Source organism: Nocardia seriolae NBRC 15557 (assembly GCF_007990715.1).
Taxonomy (GTDB): Bacteria; Actinomycetota; Actinomycetes; order Mycobacteriales; family Mycobacteriaceae; genus Nocardia; species Nocardia seriolae.
This window is the reverse complement of the sequence record NZ_BJWY01000178.1, coordinates 1-11,687: the sequence shown is the minus strand read 5'-3', so window position 1 is coordinate 11,687 and position 11,687 is coordinate 1. Positions and strand designations below refer to the sequence as shown.

The following is an 11,687-nucleotide window of genomic DNA, read 5'->3' as shown; positions in this document are numbered from 1 at the left end:
AGTACTAACCCAGATTGGAGCCTCACCCAATGGTGGGGCCCCTTGGGCTGCTGGGGAAGCGTGGTCGCCTCGCCAGCCCTACCGGACCTTCGCTAACCCGATCTTGCTGCATGACGCCGGGATGCCGTGGCTCTTCTTGCGGTGTGGGGGCTGGAGCTGCTCGCTCCGCTCGCAACCCAGCCACCCCTCTCCCTTATCCAGGCGTCCTTGATCTTTTGTCTCTTCTATCTTTTGGCTCTCGTCTTTTCAGCGTTTCAAGCCATGAGCCTTCGCAATGAGCCGCTCCATTACCGTGCGCGGCAGTATCCGTCGCACCGCAAACATCACCGGCGCATTGCTACCCACGGCATACAACGGCTTGGGCCGATCCGAATCCGCGGCCGCAACAATGGTCTCGGCCACCTTCGCAGGCGGAATCCCCTTGCTCATCTTGCTGTCGAGCACAGCCATGAACTTGGTGAATTCCGCGGTGTGCGGCGACCCTTCATCGATGTACTTCATACGCCGCTCGCTCAACCCGGTATCGATCTGCCCCGGCTCGACGGTGGTAATCCAAACCCCGAACGGCGACTCTTCGAACCGAGCCGCAGTGGCAAACCCTCGAATAGCCGCCTTGGTGGCCACATACGAGGACCGATAAGCCAACGGGAAGCTCCCGAGCATGGAACCGACCATGACGATCCGCCCGTACCCACGCTCCCGCATCCCCGGCAGCACCGCCTGCGTCAACGCGATCGCCCCGAACACATTGAGCCGGAACAGCCTTTCGATCGCCTCCCCCGGCAACTCAGCCAGCGGCCCGGCCTGACTCTCCCCGGCATTGTTGATCAGCACATCCACCGCCCCGAGCTCGGCGGCGAACTGCTCGATGGACGCCCGATCGGTCAGATCGAGCGCGCGGTACTCGACCCCCGATACCCGGTCGGCGTCGGCGATCTTGTCGGGGTTGCGGCTGGTGCCGATCACCTTGTGCCCGCGGGCCGCGAAAGCGGCGGCGGTGGCCTTGCCGATGCCGGAGGATGCGCCGGTGACGACCACGGTGCGAGTCGTATTGCTGCTCATAGCAGCAACTTATCGGGAGCGGCGAGGGTGCGGCCAGGAGGCGGGCCGTCGCAGGGGCGATATTTCCGGCCATGAGCGCAGGACGGGCGTGCAGCGGGTGCGGCGGCGTTCGGCGGATGTCTCGCGGGTAACCGACCGGACGCCCAGCCAGATGCCGACGCCGAACGCGGGTGCCGCCAATGCGGGAACGAGCAGGATGGCGGATGAGCACATGGTGGGGTGACCTCGATTGCTGGTCGGCGTCCGGACCGGATGTGGATGAATCGCACCGGCGGAGCGGCTGTTACGTGACGAATCGCGGTGCGGTCCGGAAACGCATCGGAGCGACGGGTGTCGCACCGGTGTCCGTGACCTCGGGGAACATCCAAAATGTCGGATGCGCCACACCGACCGGTCCGCCGTTGATATGTTTCGCCAACCCGACGGGGAACAAGGATAAGTCGGGAGAAGTCGAAGAGGACCGCGTACATGTTCGACTGGGATCTAGCCAGGAATACCTCCGGCGTGCACATTTTGATGCAGCTCGCGGAGGAACGAGGAATGCAGGTGGGGGAGTGTCTGGCGGGGGCCGGACTCCCGCGATCGGCGGTGAGCGACGCGAACGCCGAAGTCACCGCCCGGCAGGAAATCACGGTGGTGCGGAATCTGCTCGCGCGCTTCGGGGACGAAGCTGGGCTGGGGGTGGAGGCGGGGAGCCGCTATCACATCTCGCTGTACGGGCCGTGGGGACTGGCGCTGCTGGCCAGCCGCACGCTGCGCGACGCGGTGGCGGTGGCACTGCGCTACATGGAGCTGGCCTTCGCGTTCGGGCAGTTGAGCTTCGAGGAGGCGGGCGGCGAGGGGCGTCTGCGCTTCGATGATCACGAGGTGCCCGAGGATGTGCGGGCCTTTCTCGCCGAGCGGGTGATGACCGGTATCCAGATGATCGGGCGGGAACTATTCTCGATGGGTGTTCCGTTGCAGCGGTTGAGTTTCCGGCATGCCGCGCCCTCGGATACCGCGCGCCACCTGTCGGTGTTCGGTCTCGAACCGACCTTCGGCGCGGGTGGCAACGAACTCGTCTTCGATGCCGCTTACCTGGATGTGCCACTACCGCAGGCCAATGAGTGGGCGCGCAGCACCTGCGAGCAGATGTGCCGGGACCTGCTGACTCGTCGCCACGCGCGAACCGGGGTGGCCGGCGCGGTGCGAGATCTGCTGGTGCGCAACCCGGGTGAGATTCCCGACCAGTCGGCGGTGGCGGCGGAGTTGTTCGTCAGCCCGCGCACGCTGTCGCGGCGGCTCAACGAGGAGGGCACCTCCTTCCGGGCGCTGCTCGACGAGGTGCGCGAGGCGCTGTCGGAGGAACTGCTCGACCACACCGGCATGACCACCGAACAGGTGGCGGCCCGCCTGGGCTACGCCGAGGCCGCCTCCTTCATCCGTGCCTTCCGGCGCTGGAAGGGTTGTCCGCCACAGGAATACCGAGCCCGGGGGCTGCGGGCACGGGTACCGGAGATGGTGTAGCGGTCAGCTTCCCGTCGCGGGCAGGAAGGTGCCCGCGTGCAGGGTGGTGCCGAATCCCGGTGCGAATTCACCATATTCGTAGACCAGGTGGCCGCCGACCACGGTGGCGGCCACCGCGCGGTCGTTGCGATTGACCATGCGCGCCAGGCCCGCGATCCCCGGGAACGGGGCCTCGGCGTACTCGCTGCTGGAACCGTCGAAACCGGCGGGATCGATGACGGCGATATCGGCGCGCGAACCGGGTTCGAGGCGGCCCGCGTCCAAGCCGTACCAGTCCGCCAGCTCCCCGGTGACCCGGTGGATCGCGGTCTCCAGCGGCAGGAATCCGCGCTGATGCGCGCGCTCGAGCAGTCGCAAACCGAAGTTGTAGAAGGCCATATTCCGCAGGTGCGCACCGGAATCGGCGAAACCGATCTGCATCATCGGCGAGCGCTGCAACAGGTCGAGCACCTCCTCGCGGTCATTGGCGATGACCGTGCGCCAGCGCAGCTTCGACCCGTGCGCGACGGCCAGGTCCAGCAGCGCATCGGCCGGATGGATACCGCGCTCGTCGGCCACCTCGCCGAACGACTTGCCCACCACCGCGTCCTCCGGGCAGGACACGATCACTGAATCGTAGAGGTCCCGATGCCACACGCGCGGACCGTATTTCTTGGTCAGATCCTTGCGGAACAGCCTGCGATATTCCTCGTCAGCCAGTAGCTCGCCGCGTTTCATGACATCGCGAATATTGAGCGCCGCGACGCCGGAACCGAATTCCTCGAAGACCACCAGATCCACGCCGTCGGCATACACCTCGAACGGAACCGGCAGATGCTGCCACCGGAATCGTGCCCCGCCAACGGTATTCGCGACCCACGCCGCCGTCATGGCGGCGCGCGCGACCGTCCGATCCGCCTTTACATCCATACCGGCGATGAGAGTCGTCTTGAGCGGCTTGCGGATTCGACCGGCGCTCTCGGCGAAGTAGCGGCCGATCTCGGCGCGGGCGGTCAGATTCGGCGTGCTCTGATGCACGCGTCCGCGCCGGCGCAGAATCGCATTGAGCTCCCGATACTCGCGCCAGGTCGCGTAGGTCGACGGCAGCTGCCGGGTCGGGAACCGCACGCCCTCCAGTTTGGAGAACGAGCTGCGAATGGTGGACAGGCCCAGGAATCCGGCATCGAGCGCGTCCTCGAGCATCCCGCATATGCACGTCAGCTCGGCGTCCGTCGGCCGCGCATCGGCGTCCACCGCCCGGCCCAGCCCCATGGCCGTCACGCGCATGTCCGAATGGCCCAGGAACGCCGCGACATTCGCGCCCAGCGGCCGATCGGCGATCGACTTCGCGTAGGAGTGCGGCCCGTCCCAGTCCTTGTGCTCCTTGACGGCCGCGTGCACGGCGTCCCACGGCAGTGCCTCCACCCGCGCGAACAGGTCCGCGCAGTCCTCGGCCTCCGAATACACCGTCGAGAGCGAGCAGTTCCCGAGCACGACCGAGGTGACGCCGTGGCGGACCGATTCGCCCAGGCCGGGATTGCCGAGCACCTCGGCGTCGTAGTGGGTGTGCACATCGAGCATGCCCGGCATCACCCACTTGCCGGTGGCGTCCACCGTCCGCACACCCTCGGGCAGTTCGCCCCCGACGGCGGCGACCTTGCCGTCGCTGACCCCGACATCGGCCCGCACGCCCGGCTTCCCGGTGCCGTCGAATACCGTGCCACCGCGAATCACCAAGTCGCATCGAGCCATCTCGAACCACCCTGTCTCTGAGCTCGCCGTCAGCGCTGTTTTACACGCTACGAACGGAGTATGCGCCTGGCTCAGCGGCGTGGGAAGGACACCGTCGCGGTGGGTGCCCGGTGATCCGGGCCGGGCAGGTGCAGCACCGAGAACGCGTCGAGGGCCAGGCCGCGTTGCAGGATGTGGTCCAGGCGGGCGAGGGGAAATGCGGCGGGCCAGGTGAAGCCGGGGCCGCCACCGGTATGCGGCTCGGCGTCGGTGTAGCCGCTGGCGAAGCCCCGCCAATGGCGGTCGGTGCTCGCGGTATTGAAGTCCCCGGCCACCAGGACGTGCGGCGCGCGGTCGGCGGTCAGTCGGCGGGACAGGATACGCAGGCCCGCATTGCGGGTCGCCGTATCGAATGGCCGGACCGACGGCAGGTGCACCACGTAGACGACCAGATCGCCGTACGGGGTCGCGACATGCGTGCGCAGGCCACGCTGCCAGCCGACGCCGACATCGGCGGTCGTGGTGTCGGAGGTCGGGTAGCGGCTCCACAGGGCCACCGTGCCGCGCTCCTCGCGATAGGGGTAGGCCGCGTCGAGGATGCGCTGCACCGGGGGCCGATCGGTGCCGCCGAGTTCCTGGACGGCGATGAGGTCCGACCCGGTCGCGGCGAGGGCGCGCGCGGTGGCCGTGGGGGACGGGTTGTCGGCGAAGAGGTTCTGGGACACGACCGTCACGCTGCCCGCGCCCGGTGCGGCGGCTGCGGCGGTCGGCGCCCACCAGGAGCCGAAGGTGTAGGCCCACACCAGCATCGGGGCCACACAGGCGGCGGCCCCGGCGCGACTGCGGCACATCAGAGCCAGTGCGGCCAGCAGCGGAACCAGCAGGATCAACCAGGGCGCGGCGGTGTCGATGGCGACACCCGAGCCCAGCGTGTCGGGTATCCGATCGTGCGCCACCATCAGCACCGCGAGAAGTGCTGCGGCGGTGACGAATACGAGGGTCCGGAATCTCATCGGGCCGGGCACAGACGTCGGGGAGCGCTGTCGCCCTTCAGTTGAGCGTCGACGCAGCCGCCGGGCAGACCGTCATGATCGCTGGCGCCGAAGTTGGCGGTGACCGTCAGCTCACCGTCGCCGAACACGCTGCGCTGCACCAGATGATCGTCGGTCAGCCACCGGAAATCCGTCATCGGCAAGGTGGCGGCCCGCTCGTGCAGCGGCGCGAAGAACTGCTGCAATCGAGCCATTTCGGCACCGTGCTCATCGAGCGTGGCACCGTCGATGACGAAGTTGAGCGGCGTGTTGTTCAGGATCGCGGTCAGCGCCCGCATCGTCTCCTGGTGCGGCAGTTTGTAATACGACAGCTCCCATCGATCCACATTGACCAGCGAGTCGTGCAGCACGGTCTCGTACAGCGGCACCCGGTAGACCGGATCGAACATGGCGGTCACCAGATCGGCGGGCAGGTCGACCGGCTTGAAGAACACCTTGGGCGCGTTCGCGGGATACCAGGCGCCCCAGGTCTGCCGGTCGCGCTGCAACTTCCACAGCCGATCCGAGATCGGATTCTGGGCGCCGTGATCGAAGTCCAGCACCGGGGCGGCCCAGGCTCCGGCGGCCTCCGAGCCGAGCACGGTCTTGCGGTCCTCGGCCAGCCAGCGCATGCGGGCCAGGCGATTGTCGCGGTCCTGCCGCTGGGTCATGGGATGGCCGGGGGAGTAGTCGTCGAAGAACTCGCCCGCCGCATCGACGTCGAGGAAGTAGCTGTTCGCGCCATTGCCGGTCATGGCCGCGTAGCGGTCCCGGTACAACTGCGGATCCTTCTCCAGCGCTTGGGAACTGAGATAGCAGCCGCGGCCGCCGAAGCCGGTCTCGGCGGTACCCTTCGCGTCGTGGACGCAGCCCTCGGGCCACACCGTGCCCGGCCAGCGCGAGGACGGATTGTCGGCGGTGGCCGGGTCCTGGGCGTTGGCCCACGAATCATACGGTCCCGCAAGGTATCCGGCGTCCTTCGCGGCGGTGACCGCCGCCCGGGACATGGGATCGTCGCCGGAGTCGTAGCCCAGCCACATCTTGGACAGGCCGAGGTCCTTCATCCGGCGGATCGTCTCGGGACTCTTCGCGTCGCCGAACAGGTAGGCGTGGAAAGCGCCCGGCAGCCGGGCGATCTCCGGATTCTTGTCCATCTTGTCCCGCAGGGAACGGAATTCGCCGTGCCCGATCAGCCAGGCGCGATAGTCCGCGGCGGCCGCGACCGGCGAGGCATCGGTGAGTGCGAAGTCCACGGTGTAGTCGCGGGTTCCGGCGCGGTCGTCGAAATCGTGTGCGCCGTCGGCGATCAGCCTGCCGTTCTCGGATTTCAGGGTGACGGTGCTGCCGACATCGGTGGGCACGATGTAGCCGACGCCGCGGTCGCCCACCCGGTAGCCCCAGAACGGCATGGTCAAACCGGAAGTCAGCGGCAGGGATTCGCCGGCCAGCCCGGTGTCCGGGCCGTTCCAGAACGGATCGCGCACCGGCAGTGAGAGGCCCTCGCCGCGGGGGATCTGCACGGCGGCGGACGCGTTGTCCCGGCCGGTGAGCGGCCAGCGCAGCGAACCGTCCCGGTCGCTGTGCACGCTGACGCGCAGGCGGCCGTCCTCGGCGGTGGCCGACACCGACAGCGCGCGATCGGGGTAGGTCCAGGTCGCGGTCGAGCCCGTGAGCCGCACCGGGCCGTTCGTGCCCAGCGGGTCCCCGGCGGGTGCGGACAGCTCGTAACCCTTGCCCTCGGAGTCGGCGGTAACCCCCAAGGTCCGGGTGTCCACCCGGGCCGTGCCCCCGGCCATCGCGATAACCACGTAGTTGCCATCGAGGCGGACGGTCGGCGCGGCCGCATCCTTGCCGCACCCCGTGAGTCCGGCTGCGGCCACCCCGAGAATGGCCAGCACAGTCGGTGTGCGATGCGGTATCCGAAGTCTCATGCCACTCACGCTCAGGGACCGACATGAGAGTCGGATGAGAAAGCGCAGGTGATGGTCGTCCGTATGATCCGTGGGATGCGTGTACTGGTGGTCGACGACGAAGCCGCGGTGCGGGAGGCGCTGGTCCACGCCCTCGCCACCGAGGGCTACGAGACCCGCGGCGTCGGGGACGGCGCGACCGCGTTGACCGAGATTGCCGGGTGGCAGCCCGAAGTGGTGGTGCTGGATGTGCTCATGCCGTTCATGGATGGTCTGACCACCTGCCGCACGCTGCGCGGGCGCGGTGATCGCACCCCGATTCTCATGCTCACCGCCCGCGACGCGGTGTCCGACCGCATCGAGGGACTCGACGCCGGAGCCGACGACTACCTAGTCAAACCCTTCGATCTGGACGAGTTGCTGGCGCGGGTGCGGGCTCTGGTGCGGCGCACCTATCCCGACGACGACGCGGTGCTGTCCACCGCCGATCTGGTGCTGGACACCACCGCCCACACCGTGCGGCGAGGCGACCGCGAAATCGAGCTCAGCCGAACCGAATTCGCGCTGCTCGAAGTGCTGCTGCGCAATGCGGGCCAGGCGCTGCCGCGAGAGACGCTGATCGAGCGGGTGTGGGGGCACAATTCGTCGAATTCACTGGAGGTGTACATCCGATACCTGCGGCGCAAGCTCGAATTCGACGGGGAGCCCGCGCTGATCCACACCGTGCGCGGGGTCGGCTACCGGCTGGGGGTGTCGTGACCCGGCCTGGTTCGCCTCGGCGACCCGGGTCGCCCGGGCAGACCGGCGTGCGCGGATGGTCCGGCGTGCGCGGGTGGCCCGGTTTGCGCGGGCGGTCCGGCGTGCGCGGGCGGCTCGGTGTGGCCGGGCGGCTCGGTTTGCGCGGGCGGATCGCCGTATTCTTCGTGCTGGCAATGGCTTTGGCGCTCGCGGGCATGGCGGCCGCGGCCTACGTCGTGGTCGGGCACGAGTTGAACGGCACCCTCGATCTGAACCTGCGCCGCCAGGCCACCCGCATCGCCCGGCAGTTCCCGACCGAGCCGTCCGTGGCGGCCATCTCCGGCCAGTGCCGCTACCTCGCCGCGCCGAGCTGCGTGCAGGTGGTGGCCGCCGACGGCAGCATCCGCTCGGAGATCCATCCCGACCAGCCACTGCCCGTCGATGCCGGAACCCGCGCCGTGGCAGCGGGATCCGCGGACGGCTTCTTCACCGATTTCACCCTCGACGGCCTCCCCATGCGCATGTGCACCACCCAGCTCGAGCCCGGCAGCGCCGTGCAGGTGGCGCAGCGCTCCGATCCGGTGGACACCGGACAGCGCCGGGTCGGCCTCGCCCTGCTCGCGGCCGCGGCGGCCGGGCTGGTGCTGGCCGCGATCATCGGCACCGTGCTCGCCCGCCGCGCCCTCGCGCCCGTGGCCACCCTCACCGAGGCGGCCGAAAGAGTCGCCCGCACCGGGGATCCCAAGCAGCACATCAGGGTCACCGGCTCCGACGAACTGGCCCGGCTGGCGGTGAGCGTCAACACCATGCTCGTCGAACTCGACGCCGCCCTCACCGCCGAACGCGAATCCCGGGCCGCCCAGCAACGATTGGTGGCCGACGCCTCGCATGAACTGCGCACCCCGCTCACCGCCCTGCGCACCAATATCGATCTGCTGCGTCGCGCCGACCGGATGTCGCCCGCCGACCTCGGCGCGACGGCCGCCGCGCTGCGCGTGCAGTCCGAGGAGCTGTCCGGTCTGGTCACCGACCTGATCGACCTGGCGCGCGCCGACGATCCGGACGCGGTGCGGGAAACCCTCGAGGATCTGCGCCTGGACCTGCTGGTCGAGGACTGCCTTGATACCGCCCGAAGGCACTGGCCCGCAATCGAATTCGCCGCCACCATGGATCCCGTCACCATCCAGGGCGCACCCGCGCGGCTGTCGCGGGCGATCACCAACCTGCTGGACAATGCCGCGAAATTCAGTTCACCGGGCGGCACGGTCGAGATCACCGTCGCCGGACGCGCGGTGTCGATCCGCGACGCGGGTCCCGGCATCCCGGCCGCCGATCTCCCGCACATCTTCGAACGCTTCTATCGTTCCGCGGCGGCCCGGGCGACATCGGGACACGGGTTGGGGCTGGCCATCGTGTCACAGGTCGCCGCCCTGCACGGGATCGTGCCCGAGGTCGAATCCGACTCCAGCGGTACGTGTTTCACCCTCACGTTCCCGACCGCGCAATAGCGCCTAGGTCGGCGACGGGCAGAACGGCGCGCACGAGGCCGGTGGATTCGGCGCCGGAGTCCGAGGCTCTTCGAAATGCGCCGAACTCGCCAGCACCATGAGTCCGATGGCAATCCCGAGCACCGCCGCGAATGCGGCCGCGACGACGCCCCAATGAAGTCTCGGAAAGGTGATGACCTCGTCGCCGTCATCGAGCGCGAGGAACAGGACCGCCGCAGTAGCGGGCGATCGGGACAGTTGTTGCAGAACGGTGTTACGCCACCAGCTTCCGGCCACCATGGCAGCACACGAGCCTTTTACCGATTGATTCTCCGAGGTGCCGTGATCACGGCAATTCCCAGGCTACGCCCGAAATGTCGTTATAGCTAACGGCTATTCGATCACGGTCCGCGCACGTCTGAGTAGTTCTGCGGTATCGCTCCAGCCGCCGCGCGACGAGGATGAATCCCGTTGCCCGATGGTCGAAATGGGAGATCGATGAACACCGCACCGCGCCGCCCGAAGGGCCTGGGCAAACGAGCCTGGCTCACCACCCACCTGGTCCGCCGCATCCTGCGCACCCTGGCCTCGTCGAACTTCGTGAACGTCACCGTCATCGGCCGCGAGCTGGTCCCCGCCACCGGCCCCGTCATCGTGGCCGGCAACCACATCTCGATGCTCGACGCGGTCTTCCTCTGGGGTGCCCTGCGCCGCCGCGCCATCGCCATCGCCATGGCCGAACTCTGGTCCTGGCCGATCGTCGGCCGCCTCGTCCGCCGCCTCGGCCAAATCCCCGTCGTCCGCCGCGACCCCGAATCCGGCCGCGCCGCAACCGCCGCCGCCGAGCAGATCCTCCACCACGGCGGCGTCCTCATCATCTACCCCGAAGGCAAACTGGTGGCCCCCGGCGAATCCGAGCCCTACAAACCCGGCGTAGCCACCCTCTCCCTCGCCACCGGCGTCCCCATCATCCCCGTAGCCACCACCGGCACCGACGGCGTCCTCCCCACCCGCCGCGCCCGAGGCACCGGCCCCCGCTTCAACCGCCGCCACCCCGTCACCCTCCGCTTCGGCACCCCCATCGACCCCACCACCTTCGACAACCCCGAAAAACTCCTGGACCACCTCCGCCACCGCATCGAAGACCTACGCACCCAACCGAACTGACCCCACCTCCATCACGCCATCGACGAAGACCAGAGCCTCCTCGACGTCCTCAACCTTGAACCGGGCTCCCGAGGCACCCGCACCGCAGTCGGCGGCGGATGGACCCATACCACCTCGACCTAGCGAACGATGGCGTCGGCTTCGATCTCGACCAGCAGTTCCGGCTCGATCAGAGCACTCACTTCGACCATGGTGGCAGCGGGTCGAATATCGCCGAAGATCTCGCCGTGCGCCTTGCCGACTTCTTCCCACCGTGCGATATCGGTGACGAAAATCCGTGTCCGGACCACGTTTTCAGCGGCAGCGCCCACCTCGGCCAGCGCGGCGAGGATGCGGCGCAAAGCTTCCCGAGTCTGCTCGCCGATATCCGTACCCCCGACAGCCCCACCCTCCGGCATGGACGCGGTGGTTCCGGCAACCGAAACCCATTGCCCGACCCGAACCGCCCGCGAATACCCAACAACGGGCTCCCACGCGGCACCCGAAGAAACCAACCGTCGACTCGTCATGCGCCCATTCTGCACACCAGCGCACCACAGGCAATCTCTTTACCGAAGCGTACGGTCCAGCTCCTCGCTGATCAGGCGACGGAGGGTGTCGTGCTGGGGGCCCAGGGCATGGCACGGGTCGGTCCACTTCTCGGATGGGTACAGCCAGACGGGCAGGCGGACTCGATCGGCGGGCTCCCAATCGAATCGGGGCCAGATGTGGGCGTGGAGATAGGGCTCGGTATTGCCGAGAATCTCCAGATTCACTCGCCGGAACGCGGGATCGGTGCGGCGGCAGACCCGCTCGACCGCCTCGGCCAGAGCGTCCATCTCGGTGAGGAAGGCGTGCCGTTTCCCGCGCGGCAGGTCCGACAGCCGCTGAACGCCCGGATCATCGGTGAGCAAAAGGGCATACCCGGGCAGAAATTGCACCTCGCCAATCATCGCGAACCCGGCCGTCAATCTCCGCAGGACCGTGGGATTCTCGCCGCGGTGGGCACTACCGATGCGGTCGATTCGAAAGTCGCCGAACATCACTGAAATCTAGCGCCTTGGTACAGGTCGCGAGGAGTGACGTGGCTTAGTACT

The 11,687-nt window shown here is 68.1% G+C and carries 11 protein-coding genes; 4 read left to right on the top strand and 7 right to left on the bottom strand.

The features are described from left to right. Positions 1-246 precede the first annotated feature (246 nt). Positions 247-1,062: an SDR family oxidoreductase gene (locus tag NS2_RS33295; protein WP_033091265.1), complete on the bottom strand. Its 816-nt coding sequence runs from the start codon at positions 1,060-1,062 to the stop codon at positions 247-249. A gap of 540 nt (positions 1,063-1,602) precedes the next feature. On the opposite strand from NS2_RS33295, the gene NS2_RS33290 reads away from it, so the two are divergent. Further along, on the top strand, positions 1,603-2,568 hold the full coding sequence (locus tag NS2_RS33290; protein WP_197707923.1) for an AraC family transcriptional regulator: 966 nt from the start codon (positions 1,603-1,605) through the stop codon (positions 2,566-2,568). A 3-nt stretch (positions 2,569-2,571) separates the two neighbouring features. Here NS2_RS33290 and NS2_RS33285 read toward each other — a convergent pair whose 3' ends face one another. From NS2_RS33285 to NS2_RS33275, 3 genes are all read right to left on the bottom strand, one after another. Beyond that, a complete protein-coding gene (locus tag NS2_RS33285; protein ID WP_045440041.1) occupies positions 2,572-4,299 on the bottom strand; it encodes an N-acyl-D-amino-acid deacylase family protein in 1,728 nt (575 codons plus the stop codon). Positions 4,300-4,370: 71 nt separating this feature from the next. Further along, positions 4,371-5,291, bottom strand: a complete 921-nt coding sequence (locus NS2_RS33280) for an endonuclease/exonuclease/phosphatase family protein (RefSeq protein ID WP_033091269.1) — start codon at positions 5,289-5,291, stop codon at positions 4,371-4,373. Further along, positions 5,288-7,240, bottom strand: coding sequence for a glycoside hydrolase (locus NS2_RS33275; protein ID WP_045440044.1), 1,953 nt, complete (start codon positions 7,238-7,240; stop codon positions 5,288-5,290). Before NS2_RS33275 ends, NS2_RS33280 begins: the two co-directional genes overlap by 4 nt. Positions 7,241-7,315: 75 nt before the next feature. On the opposite strand from NS2_RS33275, the gene NS2_RS33270 reads away from it, so the two are divergent. Together NS2_RS33270 and NS2_RS33265 are read left to right on the top strand one after the other, a co-directional pair. Continuing rightward, positions 7,316-7,978: a response regulator transcription factor gene (locus NS2_RS33270; RefSeq protein ID WP_147207409.1), complete on the top strand. Its 663-nt coding sequence runs from the start codon at positions 7,316-7,318 to the stop codon at positions 7,976-7,978. A gap of 47 nt (positions 7,979-8,025) precedes the next feature. Further along, a complete protein-coding gene (locus tag NS2_RS33265; protein ID WP_071811951.1) occupies positions 8,026-9,465 on the top strand; it encodes a HAMP domain-containing sensor histidine kinase in 1,440 nt (479 codons plus the stop codon). Positions 9,466-9,468: 3 nt separating this feature from the next. On the opposite strand, the gene NS2_RS33260 is transcribed toward NS2_RS33265, so the two are convergent. Then, positions 9,469-9,744 (bottom strand): hypothetical protein, encoded by a 276-nt coding sequence (locus NS2_RS33260; RefSeq protein WP_033091261.1) that lies wholly within the window; start codon positions 9,742-9,744, stop codon positions 9,469-9,471. A 198-nt stretch (positions 9,745-9,942) separates the two neighbouring features. Here NS2_RS33260 and NS2_RS33255 point away from each other — a divergent pair, with 198 nt between their 5' ends. Beyond that, entirely contained in the window at positions 9,943-10,611 is a 669-nt protein-coding gene (locus NS2_RS33255) for a lysophospholipid acyltransferase family protein (RefSeq protein ID WP_033091260.1), read from the top strand. A 119-nt stretch (positions 10,612-10,730) separates the two neighbouring features. Here the strand turns inward: NS2_RS33255 and NS2_RS33250 are convergent, their stop codons facing one another. Together NS2_RS33250 and NS2_RS33245 are read right to left on the bottom strand one after the other, a co-directional pair. Next, positions 10,731-11,120, bottom strand: a complete 390-nt coding sequence (locus NS2_RS33250; protein ID WP_033091266.1) for a RidA family protein — start codon at positions 11,118-11,120, stop codon at positions 10,731-10,733. A 39-nt stretch (positions 11,121-11,159) separates the two neighbouring features. After that, the gene (locus NS2_RS33245) at positions 11,160-11,531 is read right to left on the bottom strand and encodes an HIT family protein (protein ID WP_228102756.1); all 372 of its coding nucleotides are present in this window, start codon (positions 11,529-11,531) and stop codon (positions 11,160-11,162) included. Positions 11,532-11,687 lie beyond the last annotated feature (156 nt).

What these genes read in the sequence shown, in the direction of transcription:
- NS2_RS33255 (WP_033091260.1), top strand. Translation starts at nt 9,943, where the DNA reads ATGAACACCGCACCGCGCCGCCCGAAGGGCCTGGGCAAACGAGCCTGG.
- NS2_RS33295 (WP_033091265.1), bottom strand. Translation starts at nt 1,062, where the DNA reads ATGAGCAGCAATACGACTCGCACCGTGGTCGTCACCGGCGCATCCTCC.
- NS2_RS33250 (WP_033091266.1), bottom strand. Translation starts at nt 11,120, where the DNA reads ATGACGAGTCGACGGTTGGTTTCTTCGGGTGCCGCGTGGGAGCCCGTT.
- NS2_RS33275 (WP_045440044.1), bottom strand. Translation starts at nt 7,240, where the DNA reads ATGAGACTTCGGATACCGCATCGCACACCGACTGTGCTGGCCATTCTC.
- NS2_RS33260 (WP_033091261.1), bottom strand. Translation starts at nt 9,744, where the DNA reads ATGGTGGCCGGAAGCTGGTGGCGTAACACCGTTCTGCAACAACTGTCC.
- NS2_RS33280 (WP_033091269.1), bottom strand. Translation starts at nt 5,291, where the DNA reads ATGAGATTCCGGACCCTCGTATTCGTCACCGCCGCAGCACTTCTCGCG.
- NS2_RS33285 (WP_045440041.1), bottom strand. Translation starts at nt 4,299, where the DNA reads ATGGCTCGATGCGACTTGGTGATTCGCGGTGGCACGGTATTCGACGGC.
- NS2_RS33270 (WP_147207409.1), top strand. Translation starts at nt 7,316, where the DNA reads ATGCGTGTACTGGTGGTCGACGACGAAGCCGCGGTGCGGGAGGCGCTG.
- NS2_RS33290 (WP_197707923.1), top strand. Translation starts at nt 1,603, where the DNA reads ATGCAGGTGGGGGAGTGTCTGGCGGGGGCCGGACTCCCGCGATCGGCG.